General features: G+C 71.0%; 27 protein-coding genes. 16 read left to right on the top strand and 11 right to left on the bottom strand.

The window, feature by feature from the left end; translation table 11 throughout:
* The first annotated feature begins 325 nt into the window (after positions 1-325).
* From ACZ3I4_RS36210 to ACZ3I4_RS36185, 6 genes are all read left to right on the top strand, one after another.
* A complete protein-coding gene (locus tag ACZ3I4_RS36210; RefSeq protein ID WP_465386595.1) occupies positions 326-961 on the top strand; it encodes a GntR family transcriptional regulator in 636 nt (211 codons plus the stop codon).
* Positions 962-1,024: 63 nt separating this feature from the next.
* On the top strand, positions 1,025-2,617 hold the full coding sequence (gene atzF, locus ACZ3I4_RS36205) for an allophanate hydrolase (RefSeq protein WP_465386594.1): 1,593 nt from the start codon (positions 1,025-1,027) through the stop codon (positions 2,615-2,617).
* Positions 2,614-3,306, top strand: coding sequence for a biuret amidohydrolase (biuH, locus tag ACZ3I4_RS36200; protein ID WP_465386593.1), 693 nt, complete (start codon positions 2,614-2,616; stop codon positions 3,304-3,306). Before atzF ends, biuH begins: the two co-directional genes overlap by 4 nt.
* The gene (locus ACZ3I4_RS36195; RefSeq protein ID WP_465386592.1) at positions 3,307-3,966 is read left to right on the top strand and encodes a cysteine hydrolase family protein; all 660 of its coding nucleotides are present in this window, start codon (positions 3,307-3,309) and stop codon (positions 3,964-3,966) included.
* Positions 3,963-5,582 (top strand): permease family protein, encoded by a 1,620-nt coding sequence (locus ACZ3I4_RS36190; RefSeq protein ID WP_465386591.1) that lies wholly within the window; start codon positions 3,963-3,965, stop codon positions 5,580-5,582. The genes ACZ3I4_RS36195 and ACZ3I4_RS36190 overlap by 4 nt, the downstream gene beginning before the upstream one ends.
* A gap of 65 nt (positions 5,583-5,647) precedes the next feature.
* Complete coding sequence (locus tag ACZ3I4_RS36185; protein WP_465386590.1) at positions 5,648-6,007, top strand: AtzH-like domain-containing protein; 360 nt, start codon at positions 5,648-5,650, stop codon at positions 6,005-6,007.
* Here the strand turns inward: ACZ3I4_RS36185 and ACZ3I4_RS36180 are convergent.
* Positions 5,995-6,891 (bottom strand): glycosyltransferase family 2 protein, encoded by an 897-nt coding sequence (locus ACZ3I4_RS36180; RefSeq protein ID WP_465386589.1) that lies wholly within the window; start codon positions 6,889-6,891, stop codon positions 5,995-5,997. The genes ACZ3I4_RS36185 and ACZ3I4_RS36180 overlap by 13 nt on opposite strands.
* Positions 6,892-6,960: 69 nt before the next feature.
* Here ACZ3I4_RS36180 and ACZ3I4_RS36175 point away from each other — a divergent pair, with 69 nt between their 5' ends.
* On the top strand, positions 6,961-7,833 hold the full coding sequence (locus tag ACZ3I4_RS36175) for an SDR family oxidoreductase (protein WP_465386588.1): 873 nt from the start codon (positions 6,961-6,963) through the stop codon (positions 7,831-7,833).
* On the opposite strand, the gene ACZ3I4_RS36170 is transcribed toward ACZ3I4_RS36175, so the two are convergent.
* Positions 7,826-8,437, bottom strand: coding sequence for a DNA-directed RNA polymerase II (locus ACZ3I4_RS36170; RefSeq protein WP_465386587.1), 612 nt, complete (start codon positions 8,435-8,437; stop codon positions 7,826-7,828). The genes ACZ3I4_RS36175 and ACZ3I4_RS36170 overlap by 8 nt on opposite strands.
* Positions 8,438-8,539: 102 nt before the next feature.
* On the opposite strand from ACZ3I4_RS36170, the gene ACZ3I4_RS36165 reads away from it, so the two are divergent.
* Positions 8,540-9,760 carry a GNAT family N-acetyltransferase gene (locus tag ACZ3I4_RS36165; protein ID WP_465386586.1) on the top strand — a complete coding sequence of 407 codons (1,221 nt, stop codon included), beginning with the start codon at positions 8,540-8,542 and terminating at the stop codon, positions 9,758-9,760.
* 25 nt (positions 9,761-9,785) lie between these two features.
* The gene (locus ACZ3I4_RS36160) at positions 9,786-10,211 is read left to right on the top strand and encodes a hypothetical protein (protein ID WP_465386585.1); all 426 of its coding nucleotides are present in this window, start codon (positions 9,786-9,788) and stop codon (positions 10,209-10,211) included.
* 4 nt (positions 10,212-10,215) lie between these two features.
* Here the strand turns inward: ACZ3I4_RS36160 and ACZ3I4_RS36155 are convergent, their stop codons facing one another.
* The 5 genes from ACZ3I4_RS36155 to ACZ3I4_RS36135 all read right to left on the bottom strand — a co-directional run bounded on the left by ACZ3I4_RS36155 (position 10,216) and on the right by ACZ3I4_RS36135 (position 13,778).
* Positions 10,216-10,695: a ribose-5-phosphate isomerase gene (locus ACZ3I4_RS36155; protein WP_465386584.1), complete on the bottom strand. Its 480-nt coding sequence runs from the start codon at positions 10,693-10,695 to the stop codon at positions 10,216-10,218.
* 27 nt (positions 10,696-10,722) lie between these two features.
* Positions 10,723-11,604, bottom strand: coding sequence for an alpha/beta hydrolase (locus tag ACZ3I4_RS36150; protein WP_465386583.1), 882 nt, complete (start codon positions 11,602-11,604; stop codon positions 10,723-10,725).
* Between the two features lie 35 nt (positions 11,605-11,639).
* A complete protein-coding gene (locus ACZ3I4_RS36145; RefSeq protein WP_465386582.1) occupies positions 11,640-12,836 on the bottom strand; it encodes a DUF1015 family protein in 1,197 nt (398 codons plus the stop codon).
* 10 nt (positions 12,837-12,846) lie between these two features.
* On the bottom strand, positions 12,847-13,059 hold the full coding sequence (locus ACZ3I4_RS36140; protein ID WP_465386581.1) for a hypothetical protein: 213 nt from the start codon (positions 13,057-13,059) through the stop codon (positions 12,847-12,849).
* Between the two features lie 89 nt (positions 13,060-13,148).
* On the bottom strand, positions 13,149-13,778 hold the full coding sequence (locus ACZ3I4_RS36135) for a DsbA family protein (RefSeq protein ID WP_465386580.1): 630 nt from the start codon (positions 13,776-13,778) through the stop codon (positions 13,149-13,151).
* A 128-nt stretch (positions 13,779-13,906) separates the two neighbouring features.
* Between ACZ3I4_RS36135 and pepN the strand changes: the two genes are divergently transcribed.
* Positions 13,907-16,471 (top strand): aminopeptidase N, encoded by a 2,565-nt coding sequence (gene pepN / locus ACZ3I4_RS36130; RefSeq protein WP_465386579.1) that lies wholly within the window; start codon positions 13,907-13,909, stop codon positions 16,469-16,471.
* A gap of 1 nt (position 16,472) precedes the next feature.
* On the opposite strand, the gene ACZ3I4_RS36125 is transcribed toward pepN, so the two are convergent.
* The 3 genes from ACZ3I4_RS36125 to ctaJ form a co-directional block, all read right to left on the bottom strand.
* Complete coding sequence (locus ACZ3I4_RS36125) at positions 16,473-17,042, bottom strand: Uma2 family endonuclease (RefSeq protein ID WP_465386578.1); 570 nt, start codon at positions 17,040-17,042, stop codon at positions 16,473-16,475.
* Positions 17,043-17,209: 167 nt separating this feature from the next.
* On the bottom strand, positions 17,210-17,605 hold the full coding sequence (locus ACZ3I4_RS36120) for a DUF5130 family protein (RefSeq protein WP_465386614.1): 396 nt from the start codon (positions 17,603-17,605) through the stop codon (positions 17,210-17,212).
* Between the two features lie 64 nt (positions 17,606-17,669).
* Positions 17,670-17,972 carry an aa3-type cytochrome oxidase subunit CtaJ gene (gene ctaJ / locus ACZ3I4_RS36115; RefSeq protein ID WP_465386577.1) on the bottom strand — a complete coding sequence of 101 codons (303 nt, stop codon included), beginning with the start codon at positions 17,970-17,972 and terminating at the stop codon, positions 17,670-17,672.
* A 201-nt stretch (positions 17,973-18,173) separates the two neighbouring features.
* On the opposite strand from ctaJ, the gene ACZ3I4_RS36110 reads away from it, so the two are divergent.
* Both ACZ3I4_RS36110 and ACZ3I4_RS36105 read left to right on the top strand, forming a co-directional pair.
* Complete coding sequence (locus ACZ3I4_RS36110) at positions 18,174-18,677, top strand: hypothetical protein (RefSeq protein WP_465386576.1); 504 nt, start codon at positions 18,174-18,176, stop codon at positions 18,675-18,677.
* 46 nt (positions 18,678-18,723) lie between these two features.
* Positions 18,724-19,509 carry a class F sortase gene (locus ACZ3I4_RS36105; RefSeq protein ID WP_465386575.1) on the top strand — a complete coding sequence of 262 codons (786 nt, stop codon included), beginning with the start codon at positions 18,724-18,726 and terminating at the stop codon, positions 19,507-19,509.
* A 12-nt stretch (positions 19,510-19,521) separates the two neighbouring features.
* Here the strand turns inward: ACZ3I4_RS36105 and ACZ3I4_RS36100 are convergent, their stop codons facing one another.
* Positions 19,522-20,070, bottom strand: coding sequence for an HNH endonuclease (locus ACZ3I4_RS36100; protein ID WP_465386574.1), 549 nt, complete (start codon positions 20,068-20,070; stop codon positions 19,522-19,524).
* 213 nt (positions 20,071-20,283) lie between these two features.
* On the opposite strand from ACZ3I4_RS36100, the gene ACZ3I4_RS36095 reads away from it, so the two are divergent.
* The 4 genes from ACZ3I4_RS36095 (at position 20,284) to ACZ3I4_RS36080 (ending at position 24,724) form a co-directional block, all read left to right on the top strand.
* Complete coding sequence (locus tag ACZ3I4_RS36095) at positions 20,284-21,357, top strand: mechanosensitive ion channel family protein (protein WP_465386573.1); 1,074 nt, start codon at positions 20,284-20,286, stop codon at positions 21,355-21,357.
* Between the two features lie 209 nt (positions 21,358-21,566).
* Positions 21,567-22,943, top strand: a complete 1,377-nt coding sequence (locus tag ACZ3I4_RS36090) for an MFS transporter (protein ID WP_465386572.1) — start codon at positions 21,567-21,569, stop codon at positions 22,941-22,943.
* Between the two features lie 41 nt (positions 22,944-22,984).
* Positions 22,985-23,374 (top strand): globin, encoded by a 390-nt coding sequence (locus ACZ3I4_RS36085; protein ID WP_465386571.1) that lies wholly within the window; start codon positions 22,985-22,987, stop codon positions 23,372-23,374.
* A 93-nt stretch (positions 23,375-23,467) separates the two neighbouring features.
* The gene (locus ACZ3I4_RS36080) at positions 23,468-24,724 is read left to right on the top strand and encodes a delta-60 repeat domain-containing protein (protein WP_465386570.1); all 1,257 of its coding nucleotides are present in this window, start codon (positions 23,468-23,470) and stop codon (positions 24,722-24,724) included.
* Positions 24,725-24,843: the final 119 nt, after the last annotated feature.

The raw sequence follows: 24,843 nt of genomic DNA, 5'->3' as shown, positions 1-24,843 counted from the left end.
ACTTGTTACCCCGGGGTGAGGGGCACCGGACCACCCCCCTCACGCCCCGGGCGGGCCCCCCCCGCGCCGAGCGGGCCGGCCGGGGGGGGGGGCGGGGCCCCGCGCCCCCACGACTGTCCGGATCAGTGGAGCTGCATTGACGTCTGTGATGTGGGGGCGGGCTAGTCTCTCGCGATGACGTGGGTCTGGGTTGCGCTCGTGGTGATCGGGGTGGTCATGGTCGTCGTTGCGGTGTGGCCGAGTGGGCGGGGGCGCGAGCGTGACGATGAGTGACCGATGAGTGGTGGCTGGGCCGGGGGTTGGGTGGGACTGGCAGACTGCACGCGTGAGCAACGGGGAGCTGCGGTCGTACAGCCTCGTCGAGCTTGCCGTTGAACGACTCAGCCGCGAGATCCTGAGCGGACGCACCGAGCCGGGCGAGCGACTCGTCGAGGAACAGCTCACGCGCAGGCTCGGAATCAGCCGGGCGCCGCTGCGTGAAGCCATGCGGTTGCTGGCTCAGCAAGGGCTCGTCGAGCACATTCCGCGCCGGGGCGCCCGCGTGGCCACCCTGTCCGCCGAGGACGTGCGCGAGCTTTATGAGGTTCGCGATGTGCTGGAACGACACGCCGTGGCGGCGATGCCGGTTGGGCCCGACCTGACCGCGCTTCGGGCGGCGCTCGAGGTGATGCGCAAGGCGACCGAGGCCGGCGACCGGCTGGAGCTGGCCAACGCGCACCGGCAGTTCCACACCGAAGTGGTGGCGCTGGGCGGCAACCGTCAACTGGCCGACCTGTACAGCTCGGTGCTGGTGCGGATTCAGCTCTACATGGCGGTCAACATGCGGCGCGAGGCCGAGGCGGCCCGGGCCGAAGACGGCGTGCTGCGGCACGAGCGACTGTTCGCCGCGGTCTCGGCCGGCGACACCAAGGCCGTCCTCGATGCGCTGAACGCCCACGGCGCCCGCACATATCTGAGCTAGCGGGAAATCTGAGCGTTACAAAGCGTAGCGCTGGGCGTAACAGGATTGTCGACAATCGACTATGTGGATGTCGACGCGGTTGTAGAGCGGGCGGAACGGGCCGAAGGGGTCTGGATCTCGCTCGTCGGGGTGGATGAGCTGCGGGAGCGGGCCGCGCGGGTCGATCCGGGGCTGCCGCTGGCCGGGATGCCGTTCGCGGTCAAGGACAACATCGATGTGGCGGGGCTGCCGACCACGGCCGGATGCCCCGATTTCGCGTACATGCCGGAACGGAACGCGCCGGTTGTTCAGCGGCTGATCGACGCGGGGGCGATCGTCGTCGGCAAGACCAACCTCGATCAGTTCGCTACTGGACTGACGGGGGCGCGGTCGCCGTACGGCAGTCCGGAGAGCGTGTTCGGCGGCGGGCTCATCTCGGGCGGGTCCAGTTCGGGGTCGGCGGTGGCGGTGGCCGACGGGACCGTGGCGTTCTCACTCGGCACCGATACGGCCGGGTCGGGCCGGGTGCCGGCGGCGCTGAACGGGATCGTCGGGATCAAGCCGACGCGCGGGCTGCTCAGCACGCTCGGGGTGGTGCCGGCCTGCCGGTCGCTGGACTGCGTGTCGGTGTTCGCGCGGGACCTGCCGATGGCCGACCGGGTGATGCGGGTCGCGCGGGGACGCGTACGGGAAGACCCCTGGTCGCGGGAAGGGAACCGGCCGCTCATCGCCCGGCCGCGGGTGGGCGTACCGGAAACGCTGGATTTCTTCGGTGACTCGGGGCAGGAAAAGGCCTTCGCGCGGTTCGGGGGCGACGTGGCGGTCGACATCGGACCGCTGCTGGAGGCCGGTGACCTGCTCTATCGGGGGCCCTGGGTGGCCGAGCGGCTGGCCGATCTCGGGGAGTTCCTGGCCGCGCATCCGGAATCCGTGCTGCCGGTGACGCGGACTGTGCTGGAGACCGGGCTCGGGTTCACCGCGGCCGACGCGTTCCGGGGCCGGCATCGGCTGCAGGAGCTGAGGAACGCGGCCGGCCGCATGTGGGAGCGGATCGACGTGCTGGCGCTGCCGACGATCGGCACCACCTACACGCACGCCGAGATCGCCGGGGACCCGATCGGGCGGAATCTGAATCTGGGCCGGTACACGCAGTTCGCGAACCTGCTCGACATGGCCGCCGTGACCGTGCCGAACGGGTTCACCGCGGACGGGCGGCCCGCGTCGATCACGCTGTTCGGGCCGGCTTTCAGCGACGACACGCTCGCGCTGCTGGCCCGGACGATGCCCGTCGACGACACCATGACGCTGGCCGTCGCCGGGCTGCACCTCAGCGGTGAGCCGCGCAACGGTGAGCTGCTCGACCGCGGCGCCACCCTGGTCGGCGCCGTCCGCACCGCGCCCTGCTACCGGCTCCATCTGCTGCCGTCGGGTGCGCCGGGACTGGTCCGCGACGCCGCCTCGGCCACCAGCATCGAGGTCGAACTCTGGCAGCTGCCCGCCGCGCAGGTCGGCGGGTTCCTGGCCGGCATCCCCGCGCCGCTGTCGCTGGGCCGGATCGCCCTCGAGGACGGCACCGAAGTCACCGGCTTCCTCTGCGAGGCGTACGCGGTGGCCGGCGCCCCGGACATCACCGCCAGCGGTGGCTGGCGGAACTACCGCTCGGAAGGACCGTTATGACCGCACGCATCGGGCCGGTGGAAGCGAACCCCTACCGCTGGCCGTACGACGGGTCGGTGCCCGTGCCGAACACGGCGCTGATCTGCATCGACTGGCAGACCGACTTCTGCGGCAAGGGCGGCTACGTCGACTCGATGGGCTACGACATCGAGCTCACCCGGGCCGGGCTGCCGGCCACCGCGCGGCTGCTCGACCACGCGCGGGAGATCGGCATGCTCGTGATCCACACGCGCGAGGGCCACGACGCCGACCTTTCCGACCTGCCGCCCAACAAGCGCTGGCGGTCGGCGCGGATCGGGGCCGAGATCGGCAGCGACGGGCCGTGCGGCCGGATCCTGATCAAGGGCGAGCCGGGCTGGGAGATCGTGCCCGAGGTCGCGCCCGTGGCCGGCGAGGTGATCGTCGACAAGCCGGGCAAGGGCGCCTTCTACGCCACCAATCTCGACCTCGTGCTGCGTACGCACGGCATCACGCACTTGATTCTGACCGGGATCACCACGGACGTCTGCGTGCACACCACCATGCGCGAGGCCAACGACCGCGGTTACGAGTGCCTGATCCTGAGCGACTGCACGGGCGCCACCGACCCGTCCAACCACACCGCGGCCCTGCACATGGTCACCATGCAGGGCGGCGTCTTCGGCTGCGTCGCCACCTCGGACGACGTGATCTCGGCTACGGAGGCCTGAATGCCTGCAGTCGACGCCCTGCCCCGACCCTTCTCCTTCGAACTCGATTCCGTCGCCCTGCTCGTCATCGACATGCAGCGTGACTTCCTGTTGCCCGGCGGCTTCGGCGAGAGCCTGGGCAACGACGTATCCCAGCTCAGCCGCACGATCGAGCCGCTCAGCGCCCTGCTCGCGGTCTGGCGGGCGGCCGGTCTGCCGGTCATCCACACGCGCGAGGGACATCTGCCCGATCTGTCCGACTGCCCACCGTCCAAGCTGGCGCGCGGTGGCATCGGCGAGAAGGGCGCCTTCGGCCGGATTCTCGTACGCGGGGAGTACGGCCACGACATCGTCGACGAACTCGCACCCCGGGGCGACGAGGTCGTCGTCGACAAACCCGGCAAGGGCGCGTTCTACGCGACCGATCTCGCGCAGATCCTCGACAAGCTCGGCGTCGGGAAGCTGGTCGTCACGGGGGTCACGACCGAGGTGTGCGTGCACACCACGGTCCGTGAGGCGAACGACCGCGGCTACGACTGCCTGGTCCTGTCCGACTGCGTCGGCTCGTACTTCCCGGAATTCCAGCGCGTCGGGCTGGAGATGATCGCCGCGCAGGGCGGCATCTTCGGCTGGGTCGCCGACTCCCCCACCCTCATCGCTGCCCTCGAGGAGCGGAAATGACGACAACGACACCCGCCCGGCTGCCCCTGTGGGTGCGCGGGGACACCAACGCCTTCTTCGGTTTCGGCGTCAACGTGCTGGTCAACGTGCTGACGCTGACCGCCTTGTGCATCGGAGTCATCCAGATGCCGGCCTCCGACGTCTTCGGCGTCATCCTGCCCGCGCTCGGCATCGCCCTGGTCGCCGGCAACGTCTACTACACGTTCCTGGCCCGGCGCCTGGCCGCGCGCGAGGGGCGTTCCGACGTGACGGCGCTGCCGTACGGGCCGAGCGTGCCCCACATGTTCATCGTCATCTTCGTGATCATGCTGCCGATCTATCTGACCACCCGCAACCCGATCGCCGCGTGGACGGCGGGCATCGCGTGGGCGTTCATCATCGGCGTCATCGTGCTGATCGGCGCGTTCGTCGGCCCGTACATCCGCAAGTACGCCCCGCGCGCGGCCCTGCTCGGCACCCTGGCCGGCATCTCGATCACGTTCATCTCGATGAACCCGGCCGCGACCATGTGGAACTACGCGTGGATCGCGCTGCCGGTGCTCGCCCTGCTGCTGATCGGCCTGCTGACCGACATCAAGCTGCCCTACAACTTCCCGATCGGGCTGGCCGCGCTGCTCGTCGGCACGGCGGTCGGCTGGGTCGGCGGGGCCATGTCGGTGCCCGACGTGACCTCGGCCGCGCGGGACATCGCGTTCGCCTTCCCGCATCTCAAGTTCGACCTGCTGTTCGACGGCCTGGCCGACATGGCCCCGCTGCTGGCCACGGCCATCCCGCTGGGCGTCTACAACTTCACCGAGGCGATGACCAACGTGGAGAGCGCGTCGACGGCGGGTGACCGGTACAACCTGCGCAGCGTGCTGCTGGCCGACGGCGCGGGCGCGATCATCGGCTCCTGCCTGGGCTCGCCGTTCCCGCCGGCCGTCTATGTCGGGCACCCGGGCTGGAAGGCGGCGGGCGGCCGCACGGGCTATTCGATGGCCACCGGCATCGTGATCGCGCTGCTCTGCTTCTTCGGGCTGTTCGGGCTGCTGGGCGCGATCTTCCCGACCCCGGCGATCGTGCCGATCCTGCTCTACATCGGGTTGCTGATCGGCGCCCAGGCCTTCCAGGCGACGCCCCGGGCGCACGCGGCGGCGGTGGTCGCGGCGCTCATCCCGAACATCGCCCAATGGGCCACCGGGCAGATGGACAACGCGCTGGCCGCCGCTGGCACGACGGCTTCCGAGGTCGGCGTGAGCGCGCTGGCCGGGGCGGGGGTGGTCTATGACGGGCTCAAGACGCTCGGCGAGGGCGCGATCCTGGCCGGTCTGGTCCTCGGTGCGATCGTCGCGTTCATCATCGACAAACGGTTCTGGCACGCGGCGATCTTCGCCGGGTCGGGGGCGGTGCTGAGCTTCGTCGGCCTGATCCACGCCGAGAAGGTGCAGTGGAACGCGGACGGGCAGGTGGCGCTGGGCTACCTGTTCCTCGGGGTGGTGTGCGTGCTGTTCGCGCTGAGCAAGCCGGCCCCGCGCGAGCCCGACGAGGACGAGCTGAAGCTGCTGCGCGAGGAGGAGGTGCAGGGCAACGCCTTCACCGAGGCGCCCGAGGGCGGGGTCCCGGTCAAGGCGATCTAGTGATGAGCGTGGCGGCCCGGCGTTGCCGAGCCGGGTCGCCACCCCCGACGACGACAGGGAGAGACATGCAGCACGAGGTGGCCGCGGCCTTCGAGGCGTACGAGGAAGCCCTGGTCCGCAACGACGTCGAGGCGATGCTCGGCTTCTTCGCCGAGGACGCCGTCCGCTACGGCCTGGCCGATCAGCAGGTCGGCCTGGAGGAGCAGCGACGCTGGCGGCTCGCCCAGCCCCCGCTGCCGGCCGGCCGCTACCTCAAGGACACGATCATCCGGGCGTACGGTGACCAGGTCGTCGTCGTGAACACGCAGTTCGGATATCCCGGCCGTGAGGTGCTGGGCCGCCAGTCCCAGACGTGGGTGCGGCTCCCCGAGGGCTGGCGCATCGTGGCCGCCCACGTCTCCGAGCCGCTCGGTCAGCCGACGTAACGCCGCGCCCGCGACCGGCGCTGAGTCTCGTCCAGCACGGCCAGCCGGGCCTCGACGTCGGCCGGGCGGGGCTGCCGCGAACGCAGCAACCACGGCAGACCGCGTACGGCGTCCCACACCGCCAGCGCCGAGGTCCGGTCCCGCGGCACCGTGCGGGCCAGGAAGGCCGACCGGCGCAGGGCCGGGCCCAGGGGACGGCGCAGCCAGACGAACCACAGCGTGTTGCGCAGGCCGACCCGCCGCCGATGGGTGGCGTCGCGCAGCACCGACGCCCGGTGGTGCACGACCAGGTCCTCCAGGTAACACAGCTCCCAGCCCGTGCTGAGCAGATCGGTGGCCAGCAGCTCCTCCTCGCCGCCGAGCCACAGCCGCGCGCTGAACCCGCCCGCCCGCACGAATGCCTCCCGCCGGACCACCGAGGCGCCGGCCAGGAAACTGCCGATCGCCGGGCCGGGCAGCCAGTCGGGACCGGGCACCGGCGAGTCCCGCAGCTCCTCGACGATCGGGTCCTCGACGCCGGACGGCTCGACCACGATCCGGGCGTTCACCAGGGCCAGCCGGGGGTACGCGTCGAGGACGTCGGCCGCCCGGGTCAGCGAGCCCGGCTCCCACCAGGTGTCGTCGTCGCAGAACGCCACGTACGGCGTACGCAGCCGCTCGACCCCGATGTTGCGGCCGACCGCACCCAGGTTCTCGGTCAGGGCGACCACGTCGACCTCCGGGAACTCCGCCCGTACGGCCTCGGCCGTGCCGTCGGTCGAGCCGTTGTCCACCAGCACGACCGGGGGCTGCTCGGGAAGCTCGCGAAGACGCCGGACGGCCGCCACCGCCTCGTCGCGCCGCTGCCACGTAATGACGACGACGCCTATCCGCTGATCAATCACGGCGGCCGGATTACCCGGACCTCTTCCGGGCATACCGTGCTCGTTCCCACAATGACGAGGAGGCCACGCGTGGACCCGCGCAACCAATACCCGGAGTCACCTCTTGATGGCGGAAAGCAGCAGCCGCCCGGCTCCACCGAGGCGATGCCCGACCGTCCCGACCACGGCGAGGAGAGCTACAAGGGCTCCGGGCGCCTGGCCGGACGCAAGGCGATCATCACTGGCGGCGACTCGGGCATCGGCCGGGCGGTGGCCATCGCGTTCGCGCGCGAGGGCGCCGATGTCCTGATCTCCTATCTGGCGGAGGAAGAGGAGGACGCGGCCGACACCGCTCAGCTCATCGAGAAGGCCGGTCAGAAGGCCGTCCGGGTGCCGGGCGACATCCGGGACGAGGCGCACTGCCGGACGATCATCGACCGCGCGCTGTCCGACCTCGGCGGCGTCGACATCCTGGTCAACAACGCGGCGTACCAGATGTCCCAGCCGGGCGGGATCACCGAGATCACCGACGAGCAGTTCGACCGGGTGATGAAGACCAACCTGTACGCCATGTTCTGGCTCTGCCGGGCCGCGGTGCCGCACATGGGAGCTGGCTCGACGATCATCAACACGGCGTCGATCCAGGCCTACCAGTCGTCCAGCCACCTGCTCGACTACGCCACCACCAAGGGCGGCATCGTCGCGTTCACCAAGGCGCTGGCCGAGGATCTGGCCGAAAAGGGCATCCGGGTCAACGCGGTCGCGCCCGGCCCGATCTGGACGCCGCTGATCCCGGCCACCATGACGCCCCAGAAGGTCGAGAGCTTCGGCTCGGACACGCCGCTCGGGCGGCCCGGCCAGCCGGCCGAGCTCGCCCCCGCGTACGTCTATTTCGCCAGCCCGGAATCGAGTTACACGACCGGCGAGGTGCTGGGTGTGACGGGCGGCAAGCCGGTCAGTTAGAGAACAGCCCGGTAACCCAGTTGAAGGCGTCCACGACCCACTCGGTCTGCTGCAGCCAGGCGACGCCGACACCGGCCAGGAAGAGGGCCGTGACCAGGTGCGATCCGCGTGCGGTGCGCCGGACACGGCCCAACTGGCGTTCCAGCACCAGGTGACCGACCAGGCGGGCCAGGCAGAAGACACCGACGGCGACCGCGAGCGTCACGACCAGCACGACCGTCGGCGTGCCGAACGGGCCGTCGCCGGACAGCGCCCAGATGCCCCAGCAGACGAACGCGAACAGCACCGCGGCGCTGGTCCACTCGCTGCCCAGGCGCAACTCGCTCCACTTCCAGCTCATGCTGGGGTGCGCGGCGGGCGGGGCGGTGGCAGGCCAGCCCGTGCCGGTCGGCTCATGCTCGGCGAACGGCTGATGGGGCCGCGCGTTCACCTGGGCGCGGCCCCGGCTGAATGGCGCCCGCGGCGCTTGCGGCTCGTTTTCCACGGCCGGGAAGGGCGCCGTCGGTGGCGGCGGACCCTGCGTCGGCGTCGTCGGCGCGTCGGCCCACGGATCTTGCGGTGGCATGTCGAGCGTCCGCTCCGACCACTGCGGTTGCTCAGGCATCGAATCCCCCTCCGGTCAGCGGTGCGTACCGCCCACCACATCGAGAGTAGCGAGCCGGCAAATCGTTCGCCCTCGTGGCCGCGTTCCGTTACACAAGTGCCCATGGACCAATCCGTACCGGTGCGCGCAGCCACCGAGGATGATCGGCGCGCGATCGCCGACCTGCTGCTCCACGTTTTCCACGAGCACGCCACCGACGAGGCCCGCCGGCTCGAGAAGTCGATCATCGAACCCGGGCGCTCGCTGGTGGCCGAGGACGCGGGCCTCGTCGTCGGCACGGCGGCCGTCCAGACCCGCGATCTGACCGTTCCCGGCGCGGTCGTCCCGGCCGCCCACGTGACCGGGGTGGGCGTCTCCCCCACCCATCGCCGCCGCGGCATTCTGACCTCGATGATGCGCCGCCAGCTGACGGAGATCGCCGAGGCCGGGCGCGAGCCGCTGGCCGTGCTGTGGGCCAGCGAGACCGCGATCTACCCGCGCTTCGGGTACGGTCCGGCCGCGAGCCGCCTGCGCTTCGAGATCCTCAACCGCGAGGTGCGGATCACCGGCCCGGCCGCTCCGGCCGGCCGGCTGCGGCTGGCCGAGCCCAAGGCCGTGCAGGCCGAGCTGACCGCCCTGCACGATCGGCTGCGCGTTCACCGGGTCGGCTGGTCGAGCCGCCCCGGGTACTGGTGGGACTACCTGCTCGCCGACCTCGACAACCAGCGCAACGGCGGCACCGAGATGCACGCCGTGCTCTACGAGAGCGCCGACGGGCCCCTCGGGTACGCGCTGTGGCGCGTGAAAGACGACTGGGGCATGCACGGCCCCGCCGCCGAGGTGCGCGTGCGCGAGGTGGTGGCGGGCGACCCGGGCGTCTACGCCGAACTCTGGCGCTTCCTGCTCAGCCTCGACCTGGCCCGCACGGCGTCGTACCAGTTCGGCGCGATCGACGAGCAGCTCCAGTTCATGGTCGACGAGCCCCGCAAGCTCGGCCGCAGCTTCCAGGACTCGCTCTGGGTGCGCCTGGTCGACCTGCCGGCGGCGCTCGAGGCCCGGCGCTACGCGTCGCCGCTCGACGCGGTGATCGAGGTGACCGACCCGATCATCGAGGCCAACAACGGCCGGTGGCGGCTCACCGGGGGTCCGGACAAGGCCTCCTGCGTACGCACTCAGGACGCGCCCGACCTCGCGTGTTCGATCACCGAACTGGGCGCGGCCTATCTGGGCGGGACGACCCTGGCCACGCTGGTCACGGCGGGCCGGATCCGGCAGTTCACCGACAACCTGCCCTCGACCGCGTTCACCTGGTATCGCCAGCCCAGCGCCATCGAGGTGTTCTGAGCCGGCCCGGGGTAGCGTCGGCGTCATGGGTGAGCCCGAACGCCGACGCCGCCGCCTGCGTCCCTCCTCCTCCGGCGCCACGCCGGCCCCGCCGCCGGTCGCCGACGAGACCGCCGAGCCGGCCGCGGGTTCGGCCCTGACCGGGCCGATCGAGGACCCGGCGGAGGTGGAGGCGCCCGTGCCGGCGCCCGTGCCGGTCGAGCGGGTCGTGCGCCCGCCCCGCAACGGCGGCGTTCGTCGCCCCGGGCCCGGCAACGGCGACGACCGCGAGGTCGAGCGCGGGCTGCGCGGCCTCGTCGGGTCGGGATCGTCGCAGGTCAGCGTGGGCGCGGCGCTGCGCGCCCGTGACGCCGCCCGCCCCACCGATCAAGACCTGGCCGACGCCGACGCCAACCTCACGATCGTCCGCCGCAACTGGGTGCCCCGCGAGGAGCTGCCCCGGAACCGGTGACCGGTCAGTTGCCCGCGGGCAGGGCCGGAAGCTCGGGGCGGCCGGCCTCGTACTCGGCGAGCTGGCCGATGCGGCGGGCGTGGCGCGGGTTGCCCGAGAACGAGGTGGCCAGGAACGTCTCGACGAACGCCGTGGCCTCGTCGAGGGTGTGCTCGCGGGCGCCGATGCTGATCACGTTGGCGTCGTTGTGCTGACGGGCGAGCTGGGCGATCTCGGTGCGCCAGACCAGGGCGGCCCGGACGCCGTCGATCTTGTTGGCGGCGATCTGCTCGCCGTTGCCCGAACCGCCGATCACGATGCCCAGCGAGCCCGGGTCGGCGACGACCTTGGCCCCCGTGTGCAGGCAGAACGCCGGGTAGTCGTCCTCCGGGTCGTAGACGTGCGGTCCGACGTCCACGACGTCGTGCCCCTGCTTGATCAAGTGGTTCACGAGGTGCATCTTCAGCTCGTAACCGGCGTGGTCGGAACCCAGGTAGACGCGCATGGTCTCACTCTCTCAAAAATTCGGAGGTCAGAAGGTCAAGCCGGCGCGCAGGTACGCGGCGACCTGATCGGCGGCCACCCGGGCGTCGTCGATCACCGCGAGCTTGCGGGCAAACCCATGATTCACCCCCATGTAGCGGGTGTGCACGACGGGCACGCCGGCCGCCAGCAGCGCGTCGGCGTAGTCGGCGCCCTCGTCGCGCAGGGCGTCGTACTCGGCCGTGATGATCAGGGTGGGCGGCAGGCCGGACAGGTCCTCGGCGGCCAGCGGCGCCACGTCCGGCGTGAACCGGGTCATCGCGTCCGGCACGTACGTCTCCCAGGCCAGCTTCATCGAGGCGCGGTCCAGCCCGTACGAGCCGACCTCGTCGAACGACTCCGAGGCGGTCATCGGGTCGATCGCGGGGTAGATCAGCACCTGCAGGTCGAGCGGGACGGCCGCGTCGCGCTGCCGCCGGGCCACGACCGTGGCGAGCTGGCCGCCCGCGCTGTCACCGCCGATCGCCAGCCGGGACGGGTCCACGCCGAGCTCGGCCGCGCCGGCCTTGCGCACGTAGGCCAGAGCCGCCTCGACGTCCTGGAGGGCGGCCGGGAAGGGATGCTCGGGGGCGAGCCGGTAGCCCACCGAGAGCACCGCGCAGCCGGACCGGTCGGCGACCCGGCGGCAGAACCGGTCGACGGTCTCGATGCTGCCGTAGCACCAGCCGCCGCCGTGCACATAGACGAACAGCGGTGCGTCGACCCGGGTGGCGTAGAGGCGGGCCGGGACTCCCCCGGCGTCGACGTCGACCACCACCGGCAGGGGGAGCGCCGGGCCGCACTCGGCCTCGTTCGCGTCCTCCATCGCCTGCCGGATGAAGGCCAGAACCTCGTTCGGCTCGGTCAGCGAGGCGGGGGGGGGGGCCCGCACCCCGCCCGCCGCGGTGATCTGAGGGTTGAGCATCTCTAGTCGAGCTGGGCGAGGACGAGACCGCCGCGCGCCTTGGGCGTGAACCAGGTGCTCTTGCGGGGCAGCTTCTGCCGCTCGAGGTTGACCCGGACGAAGTCGTCCACGGTCACCGGCGCGATCAGCACGGCCAGCTCGGACCGCCCGCCGTCGACCTCGCCGCGCAGCCACTCGGCCGGGTAGTCGCCGCCCACGTAGTTGATCCGCTTGTCGCCCGGTTCGAGGCCGAGCGCGTCGCGCAGCAGGACCCGCTCGACCAGCGCGTGGTCGAGGTTGTCGACGTCGGCGAGGCTGGTGTCGACCGGCAGCCCGACGGTGAACGAGCGGCCCGCCGAGTAGAGCTCCACGGTGCCCTTGGCCGGGATCTGCGCCGGTCGCGGCACCTCGGTGACCGTCGCTCCGGCCGCGCGCAGCCGCGCCAGCAGGTCTTCCACGCTGACCGGCAGCTCGGTGACCAGCCGGTTGTAGGGCTGGATGGCGACCGAGGCGGGCGTCGTCACGACGGCCAGGAAGCGGGGCAGGCCCGCGGACTGCGCGGCCAGGCTGCGGTGGTTGCCGTCGGCCACGACGAGTTCGCCCCCGCCGGCCAGCGCGGTCAGCTGGGACTGCAGCGGGCCCGGGCCGAGAACCCAGATGGCGTGGGTGCGGCCGGTCTGGTCGACGTCGGTGGCCGCGGGCGCGCCCGCCTGCTCGGTGGCGGCGGCCAGGGCCGCGTGCAGCTCCTCGCCCTTGGTGGTCTGCAGCAGCAGGACCGGCGACAGCAGCGTCGCGACCGCCTCGGCCAGGGCCACCCGCTCGCGGACCTTCTCGAGGAACACGTCCTCGTTGCGGATCACCAGGCCGGGCTCGTCGGCGCGGGTGGAGATCTGATCGGTGTCGACCATGCTCCAGAGCCCGTACGCCGCGGGCTCACCGGGCGCCGTGATCCGGTAGAGCACGACGACCTCGTCGGCCGGGGTGTAGAGGCCCTCGGCCCGCTGCAGCGCGAGCCGGGCCACCGCGTCCGGCAGCGACTGCGGGAAGGACCGGCCGAGGGAATCGGGAGCCAGGTGCGGCATCTCGATCGCGAGAGAACTATGCGGATTGTCGGCGATGATGGACGTGATTTCGGCGTCGTCGGCGAATTCGTCGTAGTTCTGGGCGCCGGTGCCACCTGTGGTGACCCAGGCGCGGCTGATCGGGTGCACGACCGTCATGGGGACGAAACTACCGGGCGGCCCGGGCGTGCTTGCCGACGGGCATGTTGCCGCGTGACCTGGCCAGCTGACCCCGGCGCCAGCTTCCGACCGGGCGCTCGAGAGGGATCGCCGAGACCGTCACCGGCGGCGCCACCAGGGCGGCCAGGTCGTCCGGCAGATTCGTCCAGTCACCGCGGTGAACGGCGATGCTGGAAAGGGCGACGGCGTCGGAGTCCGCCATCTTCGCCTCCGTGTTGGATGAGGTGTGCATCACCTCATCCAACGAGATGGCGGAGGCCCGGGTGTCGCTTTCGCCGCGACACCGAATGTTCAGTCAAATATGGGACCGATGTCACGTGTGCGCTTGATCTCGAAGAACCCGGGAGTTCCGGCGACCAGCATCACGCCGTCCCAGAGCCGTCCCGCGTCCTCGCCCTTGGGAGCGGGCGTGACGACCGGGCCGAAGAACGCGATCTTGTCGTCGCCACCTCGCGGTCCGGGCGCGTGGATCACCGGGGTGCCGACGTCCATGCCGACCGGCTTCATGCCTGCGTCGTGGCTGCCGCGCAGGGCGTCGTCCCAGGCGTTGCTGCCGGCCGCGTCGGCCAGCGCCGGGTCCAGGCCGACCTCGGTCAGCGCCTCGGTGTAGAGCTGCGGGCCGAACTCGTACTTGCCCAGATGGATACGGGTGCCCAGCGCCGTGTAGAGATCGCGGAGCACCTGCGGGCCGGCCGCCTCCTCGGCGGCGATGCACACCCGCACCGGGCCCCAGGCCTGGGCCAGGAAGGACGTGTAGTTGTCGGGCAGGTCGCGGCCCTCGTTGAGGACGGACAGGCTCATCACGTTGAAGCGGATGTCGAGGGGGCGCACCTTCTCGACCTCGAGCAGCCAGCGTGAGGTGATCCATGCCCACGGACAGGCGGGGTCGAACCACATGTCGACCGTGGCGCGTTCAGTCATGAATCAGATACTCCTCCCCGCAACTATCTGGTGTCCCGTGGGGAGCAGCCTGACTCCGGGTGAGGTGCGACACCAGGGTGACGCCTAGGCTGGCAGGGGAAAGCTTGTGCGCTCAGAGGAGAGTGACTGTGGCCGGAGTTCGTAATTTGACCCAGGTGGAGGCAGCCGAGAGGGCGCGCCTGCTGGATGTCACCGGGTACGACATCACCTTGGATCTGACCGACGGCCACGGCAATCCCGGCGACGGCACCTTCCGCAGCACCACGGTGGTGACGTTCGCCTGCCGCGAGCCCGGTGCGGAGACCTTCATCGAGACCGCGGCCGCCTCGGTGCGGTCGGCCACGCTGAACGGCGAGGCGATCGACCTCACCGGCTTCTCGGCCGAGAAAGGCCTGACCCTGACCGGGCTGGCCGCCGAGAACGAGCTGGTGGTGGACGCCGACTTCGCTTATTCGGCGAGCGGCCAGGGCCTGCAGCGCAGCGCCGACCCGGTCGACAAGGAGGTCTACCTCTACAGCCAGTTCGAGACGGCCGATGCCCAGCGGGTCTACGCGTGCTTCGACCAGCCCGACCTGAAGAGCGTCTACACCTGGCACGCGACCGTTCCGAAGCACTGGAAGGTCATCTCGAACATGCCGGTCGAGCGCGACGAGGCCGCGGGCCCGGGCGCCAAGACCGTGCACTTCCAGACGTCGGCCCGGATGAGCACCTACATCACCGCGCTCTGCGCCGGCCCGTACCACGAGGTGCGCGACGAGCACGACGGCATCTCGCTCGGCGTCTTCTGCCGGGCGTCGATGGCGCAATATCTCGACCCGGACGACCTGTTCCTGGTGACCAAGCAGGGCTTCGACTTCTTCCACGAGCAGTTCGGGGTGCGTTACCCGCTGCCCAAATACGACCAGCTGTGGGTGCCCGACTTCAACGCGGGCGCGATGGAGAACTTCGGCTGCGTCACGCACGCCGAGGCGCACTACATCTACCGCTCGCAGGTCACCGACTTCGAGTACGAGCAGCGCGCGAACACGATCCTGCACGAGATGGCCCACATGTGGTTCGGCGACCTCGTGACCATGCGCTGGTGGAACGACCTGTGGCTGAACGAGTCGTTCGCCGAGTGGGCCAGCCACTGGTGCAACACGCACGCCACCCGTTTCACCGACGCCTGGACGACGTTCCTGTCGGTCCGCAAGAGCTGGGGCTACCGCCAGGACCAGCTGTCGTCGACGCACCCGGTCTACACCGAGATGCCCGACCTCGAGGCCGTCGAGGTCAACTTCGACGGCATCACGTACGCCAAGGGCGCCAGCGTCATCAAGCAGCTGGTCGCGTACGTGGGGCTCGACTCCTTCCGTACCGGCCTGCGGGCATATTTCGGCAAGCACGCCTGGGGCAACGCCACCTTCGACGACCTGCTCAGCGAGCTCGAGACGGCGTCCGGCCGCGAGCTGCGCAAGTTCGCCGCCCAGTGGCTCGAGACGGCTCAGGTCAACACGCTGCGCCCGCTCGTCGAGATCGGCTCCGACGGCACGTACGACAAGGTGGTCGTGCACCAGGAGGCGCCGGCCGACTATCCGACGCTGCGCACCCACCGCATCGGGGTCGGCCTCTACGACCTCGAGGGTGACCGTCTGGTGCGGCGCGACCTGCTCGAGATCGACGTCACCGGCGAGCGCACCGAGATTCCCGCGCTGGCCGGCGTCAAGGCGGCCGACGTGCTGCTGCTCAACGACGACGACCTCTCGTACGCGAAACTGCGGCTCGACGAGCGTTCGATGGCCACCGTGGTGCGGCACATCGACGGGCTCGACTCGTCGCTGTCGCGCGCGCTCTGCTGGAACGCGGCCTGGGACATGCTGCGCGACGCCGAGCTCGCCGCCCGCGACTACGTGACGCTGGTCTGCTCGGGCCTGCCCGCCGAGACCGACATCAACCTGACCACCTGGACGGCCCGGCAGGCGGCCACCGCCGTCGCGCAGTACGCCGACCCGGCCTGGCAGCCCACCGGCTGGGCCCAGCTGGCCGAGCTGGCCCGCACGTCGCTGGCCTCGGCCGAGCCCGGCAGCGGCTGGCAGCTCACCTGGGCCCGGTCGTTCATCGGCGCCGCCCGCACTCCGGAGGAGCAGGCCGTGCTGCGCGGCTGGCTCGACGGCGAGGGCGTGCCCGAGGGCCTGGTCGTCGACACCGAGCTGCGCTGGTCACTGCTGCAGGCGCTGGCGTCGCTGGGCGAGGCGACCGACGAGCAGATCGAGAACGAGCTGAACTCGGACCGCACGGCCAGCGGCGAGCGCGAGGCGGCGATCGCCCGCGCGCTGGTGCCCACGGCCGAGAACAAGGCCCGCGTGTGGGCCGAGCTGACCGGCGAGAAGGACGTGCCCAACTGGCTCAACCGGTCGTTGCTCAGCGGCTTCCAGAGCGCCAAGCGGCCCGACCTGACCGCGCCCTACGCCGAGAAGTACTTCGACGTGGTCGCAGACGTGTGGGCCCGCTCGGACAGCGAGCCCGCGCAGGAGTTCGTGATGATGGGCTACCCGGTTTATCAGATCAGCGAGGAGACGGTGGCGTTCACCGACGCCTGGCTGGCCCGGGAGGGCAACCCGGCCTCGCTGCGCCGGCTGGTCGCCGAGGGCCGCGACGGCGTCGTGCGCGCTCTCAAGGCCCGCGCCAAGGACAAGGCCGCGGGCGGTAACTGAGCTAGATCCACGTCGCCGGGGCGACCTGGACGGGATAGGGGGCGTCGAGCTTGACCGGCTCGGCGCCCTCGATGCTGTGCACGGCCCGGTAGCGGGCGGCCCCCAGCTCGTACGTGCGCAGCATCGGGCTCGTCCGGCCCGGCTCGACCCGCCAGAACGCGGCGATGCCCGCCTCCGCGTACAGGGAGGGCTTGAGCAGGCGGTCGAAACGCCGGGTGGCCACCGTCTCGACCTCGACCACCAGGGCCACGTCCTCCGGGTCGCTCCAGATCGACCCGGACGAGCGGGGGCGCAGCACCGTCACGTCGGGCACCAGGTTGCTGTCGCCGATCCCGACGCCGAGCCGGTCACAGACCCACCAGCCGTCCGGGGCGGCGGCCCGCAGCGTGGCGACCACCGAGCGGACGATCGCCTCGTGCGACTCGGGCTCGGGCGGGGCGACGTGCAGGCTGCCGTCGACGATCTCGTAGCGGTGACCGTCCTGCGGGAACAGGTGAAGATCGGGTTCGGTCCAGCGGCCGTCCGGTGTCGTCCACCGGTGCGGCACTGTGCTCGTAGCCGGACTCGTCATCACCAACGGGACCACCTCCACGGCCACCCGACGCGTCGTCGCGCGGAGTAACGAGCCTACCTACACCCCGTTGTTACCGCCGCGTTTCGCCCGCGAAAAGCTTGCCCGGGCACGACAAGAGCCCCCGTCCCACCAGCGGCGGGGCGAGGGCTCTGTCCTAGATCCGACTATGAACGTCCGGCGTGACTGGCCAGCTGGTCGATACCGGCGACCACGCCGCCGGCCAGGTCGCCACCGGCGAAGGCGGCCGCCATCGACAGGCCGGCCAGCTTGGCGTCGCGGTCGGAGATGCGCTTGCGCGCTTCCCGGCCGGTCACGATCTCGAGCTTGCGCTGGTTGGGCGAGATCGCGATGAGCACGGCGGTGTCGGCCCGGTCGATCTGCCTGTGCAGCTGCTCGGCGTAATCGCGGGCCGGCGTCGTCTCGAACTCGCCGATGTAGACGCTGAACGTCAGACCGGTCTCGGTGTTGGCGATGCGCAACGCGTGGTCGAGCCGCAGCAGCTGGCGGGTCGTGAACGGACCCTCGGCGGCGGCCACGTCGTGCCCTTGATGGGCGACGATCGTGTCGCCGCCCGCGTGCTCGAGCTCGGTCAGGGGCTGATCCTGCCCACCCTGCCGGGCCAGGTCACCAGCTGTCACTTGCGCCTCCTGTGGAACCGGGCTTGACGCGGGTGCCGCTGCTGTCCTCGAGCACGGGACCGGTCAGGGCCATCCGGCCCTCGCCGGCCGGGCTGTGGCCGGCCGGGCCGACGACCTGCTCCGGCGCGGCCAGGAACCAGATCGGCCGGAACTCGTAGGGACGGCCGGGCCGGTAACGGCGATCCGGCTGCTTCTCGTCACGCGTGCCCGCGAGCGAGAGCGCGGCGATCAGCCCGATCACGGCAGCCGGAATGATCACGTAGACCAGAACGGTGATAGAAATCGACAACCTCAACGCCCCCAGGCGTCTGTATTCCCAGTTGATCCGAACAACTGTCACGGTAGCGGAGCGCTGGTCGTCCCGGAGCGTCGGGTGTCGAACCGGGTTCTCACGCCGTCGGGATCTACGCGGAATCGGCCCCGGGGTGCGAAAATCACCCTCACGAGCCGTTCGTGCCCACGCGTCCACGGGCGGCAGGAGGGGGAACCGATGCGCCTGCCCGTCCCCGCCGCCCTGGCGGTGCTCGTTCTGGGGTTTTCTGTCCTGTTCGTCCCGGCCCTCGAAGCCCGGCCCGCGGCGGCCGCCCGCGCGGCCATCTTCCTCGAACTGAGCCCGAGCACGGTCCCGGCCGGCGACGAGGTCGGGCTGCGCGCCTCGTGTGACGACAATCTCAAGGCGGCCACGGTCACCTCGGGATTGTTCGGGGCGGTCACGGTGGCGCCGCGGTACGGGTTCCTGACCGCGACCGCACAGGTGCCCGGCAGCACCCGCCCGGGCGACTACCGGGTCGACCTGAGCTGCCCGGACGGCGCCGAGGCCGCGGCCACCCTGCACGTGGTGGCCAAGGTGAAGCCCGCCCGCGGCCCGGCGACGGGGGCCGGCGGCACGGCACCCGGACGCCACGCCCCCATGCTGATCGGCGGCGGCCTGGCCATCGTCGCGGCGGCCATCGGACTGGGCGCGGTCTCGCTGCGCCGGCGGCGACTCGGCTGAGGCCCGGATGGCCGGCCGTCAGTCACCCCACGCGAACGGGCCCCGCATGCCCGAGTCGGTGCTGCGCAAGCGCCCGGCCCAGATCCTCGCCCCGCCGCCCGGTGTCATCACGGGCCCGCTGCCGGCCCCGCGGCCGGCCCCCGGGCGTCCGCCCTTTCGCGCCCCCGCGCCGCGGCCCCAGCCCAAGGCGCCACCCCGGCCCATGCGCGGCCGCAAGCCGTGGCCGATCGGGCTGATCGCGCTGGCGCTGCTCTTCCTCGGCCTCTTCGTGGTCGCGATGGGCCTCGGCGCGGCCACCAACCTCGACCTGAGCGGCATTTTCAGCGGCTCCGAGAGCAACCGGCCGCCGCCACGCGCCTTCCCGGTGCTCGACCCGAGCCGCCCCGAGCGGCTGAGCATCCCGGCGATCAACGTGCAGGCGCCGATCCTCGAGGTGGGCCTGGCCGCGGACGGTTCGGTCGGCGTGCCGCCCCTGAAGCGGCACAACGAGGCCGGCTGGTTCGACGGCGGGCCGACCCCCGGTCAGTTCGGGCCGGCCCTGATCGTCGGGCACGCGGACACCCGTACGGGACCCTCGGTCTTCAAACAACTGCCCAAGCTCAAGCCGGGCCAGCGCATCGAGGTGACCCGGGCCGACGACTCGGTCGCGGTGTTCGAGGTGAACTCGGTCGAGCACTTCGACAAGGGCAAGCTGCCGGTGCAGCGGGTCTACGGCGACTTCAGCCGGCCGTCACTGCGGCTCATGACCTGCGGCGGGCGATGGGTCGGGGGCAGCACGGGCTACTCCGACAACATCGTCGTCTTCGCCTCCCTGGTCTCCGCCAAGCCCTGAGGAGGGCAAAAATTACGCCGCCTCGGCTTGTGCGGCCGGGGCGGCGGGAAGGTCGAGCCAATCAGCCCAACGAGGGTCGGGCGTGCGGTGCCCGAGCACGCGCCAGGCCACCCCCCGGGGCGCCGCCGGTATCTGATGCAGCCGCCAGCCGAGCTCGGCCGGGGTCTTGTCGCCCTTGCTGTGATTGCACTTGGCGCAGGCGGCGACCACGTTGTCCCACGCGTGCAGGCCACCCCGGCTGCGGGGGAAGACGTGGTCGATGGTCTCGGCCGAACCGCGGCAGTAGGCGCAGCGGCCGCCGTCCCGGGCGAAGATCGCGCGGCGGGAGAGCCCGACATGGGTGCGGTAGGGGACCTTGACGTACCGGGTCAGGCGCACCACGGACGGGACCGGGAGGTTGGTGTGCACGCTGTGCAGGATGCCGTCGCCGTCGGAGACACATTCGGCCTTGGCCGTCAGGACGAGGATGGTCGCTCGACGCACAGATACGACGCACAGCGGCTCGTAGGTGGCGTTCAGAACCAACGCGGATGAGCCCACTGTGGGTCGTATGTCAGGCATCGCGATCACCCTTCGGTGTAGTGCTAGTCACCGCTCCTGGTGGAATCCGTGGTCGAGTAGCGAGGCGTCGTCAACGCTGCCTCGTGCGCCAATAGTCCCTGATGAATCGACAAATTGCGAGCACAATCCGTGGCCGGGCGGTAAACGTCTGAGGTCACAGCGCTGTGCGGTGGCTGAAAGCCGGCCCAGGTTCGCCCGGTACGGTGGCTCCCCGTGTTGTTGCTAGCCCCCACCCCCGACCCGTTCACTCCGACCGACGTCTACGTCACGCCCGACGTGACGGCGATCTGCAACACCGACGTGGTGTGCAGCCGTGTCTTCGAGTGGTCAGGCGGCAACCAGTGGCTCGCGAACAGCAGCTACGTGATCATCGTGAAGCCGTTGCGGATCATCAGCATCATCCTGATCGCGTTGCTCATTCGCTGGATGATCCACCGGGCCATCGACCGTCTGACCGCGAGTTCCAGCCGGGCCTCGATGCCCGCCCTGCTCAAGCCGCTCAAGGAGCGGGTGTCGGCGAACGCCGAGGAGGGCCAGTTCATCCCCGAACGCCGGCGCCAGCGGGCCGAGGCGATCGGGTCGGTGCTGCGCAGCTTCGTCAGCGCGGTGGTCTTCACGATGGCGGCGCTGCTGGTCTTCGGCGAGCTCGGCTTCAACCTGGGCCCGCTGCTGGCCAGCGCCGGCATCGTCGGCGTCGCGCTCGGCTTCGGCGCGCAGAGCCTGGTCAAGGACCTGATAGCCGGACTGTTCATGCTGCTCGAGGACCAGTACGGCGTGGGCGACACGGTGGACGTGGGCGAGGCGACCGGCGTGGTCGAGACGGTCGGCCTGCGCATCACCCAGATCCGCGACGCGCGCGGCGTGCTCTGGTACATCCGCAACGGTGAGATCGTCCGGGTCGGCAACAAGAGCCAGGGCTGGGCCATGGTGGTGATCGACATTCCGATCGGCTTCGTCAGCTCGGAAGAGGCGATCGCGGTGCTGCGCGACGCCGCCGGGGCCGTGGCCAACCAGGCCGAGCACCAGACCGAGTTCCTCGAGCCGCCGGACGTGATCGGCGTCGAGCAGCTGACCGTCGACGGCGCGGTGATCCGGACGATCGCCAAGACCACCGCCGACGGTCAGGTGGCCGTGCAGCGCGACCTCCGGCGAGCGCTCACCGAGTCGCTGGAGACCTCGGGGCTGTCCGAGCGCATCGCCGCCTCTCGATTGCTTCCGCGCGGCGCGGTGCCGCCCGCCTACTTCCAGAATTCGGGGAGCGACCGGCAGCCGGGCGGGGCGACCTGAGCTGGGATTAGTTCTTCCGGGTGAGGTCCGGCCCGACCGAACGGCCGACAATTCGCCCGTACGCCCTAGCATCGGCTCGGACGATCGGGCAGAATCCGCTTGAGCATCTGCACTTGCGGCATCACGTTCCTTTCGGGCACAGACCTCGAAGTGGGCGTGCCCGGTGACCGCTGTGACCTGGCGGAACGCCGAGAGCGATGGAGGGCCTGGTGTCCGAGGACCCCGATGCGCGTCCGATCGGTCGGCATCGCGCGACCACGGAGGGCGAACGCCCGATCACTTTTCGTGATCTGTTCGCCATCCGTGAGTATCGGGCGCTCTATCTCTCCCTGGTCACCAACTGGATCGGCGACTATCTGGCCCGCGCCGCCATCACCGTCCTGGTCTACGAGCAGAGCAAGTCGGTGCTGCTGTCGGCGGCGGCGTTCGCGGTCAGCTTCCTGCCCTGGATCATCGGCGGCACCCTGCTCTCCGCGCTGGCCGAGCGATATCCGTACCGCCGGGTCCTCATCACGGCCGACGTCTACCGCATGGCGCTCATCGCGCTGCTGCTGATTCCGCACACGCCGATCCCAGTCATGCTCCTGATCGTCTTCCTGGCCAGCCTGGGCACGCCACCCACGCAGGCGGCCCGCTCGGCCCTCCAGCCGCTCGTGGTGGGCCGGGACAAGCTGCCGATCGCCGTCGCCACCAACGCCACCAGCGTGCAGGCGGCCCAGGTCTTCGGCTACCTGGCCGGCGCGGCCCTGGCCACCGCGATCAACCCGCAGGTGGCGCTGGTCATCGACGTGGCCACCTTCGCGGTCTCGGCCGCCCTGGTCGCCCTCTTCGTCCAGCACCGGCCGGCCGCGCACACCCCGGGCCACCGCAGCCACCTGCTGCGCGAGTCGGCCGAGGGCTTCCGGCTGGTGTTCGGCGTCCCCGCCCTGCGCGCCATCGCGATCATGGTGTTCGTCCTGACGATGTTCGCCATCGTGCCCGAGGGCCTGGCCGCCGCCTGGGCCGCCGAGGGAAACGGCGACCCGGCCACCCGCGGCCTCGACCAGGGCATGATCATGGCGGCCGGGCCGATCGGCTTCGTGGTCGGCGGTCTGCTGATCAGCCGGCTGGCCGGGGCCGACCTGCGCGACCGCCTGGTGCGGCCGCTCGCCGTCCTGTCGGCGCTCGCCCTGGTGCCCGCCATCGCCGCGCCGCCCGCGCCGGTCGTGGCCATGCTGGTGGCCGTGTCCGGCATCGCCCAGGGCGGGGTCATGCCCACGCTCAACAGCAAGTTCGTGTTGATCCTGCCGCACGGGTACCGCGCCCGGGCGTACGGCGTCATGCAGACCGGCCTGCAGTTCAGCCAGTTCGGCGCGGTGATGGTCACCGGGCTGCTGGCCGACCACTTCTGGCTGCCGCTGGTGGTCGGGTTCTGGAGCGTGGGCGGCACGGTCGCGCTGACCGTGCTGGCGCAGCGGTGGCCGCGGCCCGCCACGTTCGCCGCCGCGACCAAGGCCGCCGAGGCCGCCCCCGCGCCGGTCGTCCCCGCACCGGCGGCGCCCCGGCCCATCGTGGCCACGACCAGCGTCACACCCGAGCGGCCCTGACCGCGGCGGTCGTCGCGCCGCGCGGCTGGCAGGATGGACGGGTGACCGCGCCAACTCCGAAAGAGGCCAGCTTCTTCGACGCCATCGGCGGCGAGCCCACGTTCCGGCGCCTCGTCGACCGGTTCTACCAGGGCGTCGCCGACGATCCGCTGCTGAAGCCGATGTATCCCGAGGAGGACCTCGGTCCGGCGGCCGAGCGGCTGACGCTGTTCCTGATGCAGTACTGGGGCGGCCCGAACACGTACTCGGCCAGTCGCGGGCACCCACGGCTGCGGATGCGGCACGCGCCCTTCCAGGTCGACGCGGCCGCGCGCGACGCCTGGCTCAAGCACATGCGCGACGCCGTCGACTCCCTGGAACTCCCCCAGCCTCAGCACGACGAGCTGTGGAACTACCTGGAACGCGCCGCGTACTTCATGGTCAACGCCTGATCCCAGTTCCCCGGAGCACCAGTCGGTCGTTGATCGGGTGACAAACCCGCCGATCACCTGATCATTCGGGTGCTACGACCAGGGAGCCCCGCCATGCGCCGCCGCCTGCTCGCCGCCGCCACCGTCGTTGCCGCCGCCGTGGCGTGCGCGCACCCCGCCGCGGCCGACATGGCCCACTCCACGGTGGTGTCGACCAACCCGGTCGACTACACACCCCACGTCATGGACGGAACGGTCTGGTCGATGACCGTGGTCGGCGACACCGTGATCGTCGGTGGATCCTTCACCAAGGTCGCCGACAGCACCCGCCGGACCACCTTCGCCCGCAAGAACCTCTTCGCGTTCGACCTGCACGACGGGGCCATCCGCACCTTCGCCCCGCAGGTCGACGGCGCGGTCTACTCGCTCACGCCCGGCGCCGGCGGGACGGTCTACGCCGGCGGCGCGTTCAAGACCGTCAACGGCGCCGCCCAGCGCGGCCTCACCCGGCTCACCCTCGGCGGCCAGCGGGTCAGCGCCTTCTCGGCCCGGATCGGCTGGGGAGACGTGCGGTCGCTGCAGACCCGCGGCTCCCGCCTGTACGCCTCGGGCACCTTCCAGGTGATCAACGGCGTGAACCGGGCCGGACTCGCCCGGCTGAACGCCGACACCGGGGCCGTCGACACCGGATTCGACGCCCGCCTGACCGCCCCCGGCCTCACCCGCACCCGCGTCGAGCACTTCGACATCTCCCCCGACGGACGCAAACTCGTCGCGGTGGGCGCCCTCCTGCGGGCCGGCGGATACGACCGTACGCAGATCGCCATGTTCGACGTCGGCGGCTCCTCGGCCCAGCTGACCAGCTGGTACACCGACGCGTACAAGCCGCAGTGCATGAAGGGCTTCGACACCTACCTGCGCCAGGTGAAGTTCTCGCCCGACGGCTCGTACATCGTGGTCGCGGCGACCGGACGCGCGTCCTCGCCGGACCGGCTCTGCGACTCGGCGGCGCGCTTCGAAACCGGCGGCAGCGGCCGGCACAACCCGACCTGGGTTCAGCGCACGGGGGGTGACTCGCTCTACGCGGTCGCGGTGACCGGATCGGCCGTCTACCTCGGCGGGCACCAGCGCTACTTCGACAACCCGTACGGCACCGACGCCAAGGGGCCGGGGCCGGGAGCAGTGTCACGGCCGGGCATCGGAGCGGTCAGCCCTAGTACGGGGCGGGCTCTGTCGTGGAACCCGACCCGGAAGCGTGGGGTGGGGGTTCGGGTGTTTGTGGCGGTTCCTCAGGGGCTGCTGGTCGGGTCGGATACTGATGAGCTGGGGCGGGAGTTCCACGGGCGGGTGGGGTTGTTTCCTATGCGCTGAGCAGTGCGGGGTCTGCAAGCTCGAGACCTTTGTGGCCGCGCCTAGAAGCAAGAACCTAGGGCGTCTACAAGAGCAACTGTCGTTCTGGGCTTCGCTTCGCTCCGCCGTGTAAAACGCCT

Source organism: Actinoplanes sp. NPDC021490 (assembly GCF_055562135.1).
The sequence above is the reverse complement of the archived record's forward strand: the minus strand, read 5'-3'. Positions and strand labels throughout refer to the sequence as shown.

Bases quoted from the DNA above. Each gene is read 5' to 3' on its own strand.
- ACZ3I4_RS36125 (WP_465386578.1), bottom strand. From the start codon at position 17,042: ATGACGAGTCCGGCTACGAGCACAGTGCCGCACCGGTGGACGACACCG.
- ACZ3I4_RS36165 (WP_465386586.1), top strand. From the start codon at position 8,540: ATGGACCAATCCGTACCGGTGCGCGCAGCCACCGAGGATGATCGGCGC.
- ACZ3I4_RS36110 (WP_465386576.1), top strand. From the start codon at position 18,174: ATGCGCCTGCCCGTCCCCGCCGCCCTGGCGGTGCTCGTTCTGGGGTTT.
- ACZ3I4_RS36135 (WP_465386580.1), bottom strand. From the start codon at position 13,778: ATGACTGAACGCGCCACGGTCGACATGTGGTTCGACCCCGCCTGTCCG.
- ACZ3I4_RS36140 (WP_465386581.1), bottom strand. From the start codon at position 13,059: ATGGCGGACTCCGACGCCGTCGCCCTTTCCAGCATCGCCGTTCACCGC.
- ACZ3I4_RS36170 (WP_465386587.1), bottom strand. From the start codon at position 8,437: ATGCCTGAGCAACCGCAGTGGTCGGAGCGGACGCTCGACATGCCACCG.
- ACZ3I4_RS36195 (WP_465386592.1), top strand. From the start codon at position 3,307: ATGCCTGCAGTCGACGCCCTGCCCCGACCCTTCTCCTTCGAACTCGAT.
- ACZ3I4_RS36185 (WP_465386590.1), top strand. From the start codon at position 5,648: ATGCAGCACGAGGTGGCCGCGGCCTTCGAGGCGTACGAGGAAGCCCTG.
- biuH (WP_465386593.1), top strand. From the start codon at position 2,614: ATGACCGCACGCATCGGGCCGGTGGAAGCGAACCCCTACCGCTGGCCG.
- ACZ3I4_RS36155 (WP_465386584.1), bottom strand. From the start codon at position 10,695: ATGCGCGTCTACCTGGGTTCCGACCACGCCGGTTACGAGCTGAAGATG.
- ACZ3I4_RS36105 (WP_465386575.1), top strand. From the start codon at position 18,724: ATGCCCGAGTCGGTGCTGCGCAAGCGCCCGGCCCAGATCCTCGCCCCG.
- ACZ3I4_RS36190 (WP_465386591.1), top strand. From the start codon at position 3,963: ATGACGACAACGACACCCGCCCGGCTGCCCCTGTGGGTGCGCGGGGAC.
- ACZ3I4_RS36145 (WP_465386582.1), bottom strand. From the start codon at position 12,836: ATGACGGTCGTGCACCCGATCAGCCGCGCCTGGGTCACCACAGGTGGC.
- ACZ3I4_RS36160 (WP_465386585.1), top strand. From the start codon at position 9,786: ATGGGTGAGCCCGAACGCCGACGCCGCCGCCTGCGTCCCTCCTCCTCC.
- ACZ3I4_RS36100 (WP_465386574.1), bottom strand. From the start codon at position 20,070: ATGCCTGACATACGACCCACAGTGGGCTCATCCGCGTTGGTTCTGAAC.
- ACZ3I4_RS36080 (WP_465386570.1), top strand. From the start codon at position 23,468: ATGCGCCGCCGCCTGCTCGCCGCCGCCACCGTCGTTGCCGCCGCCGTG.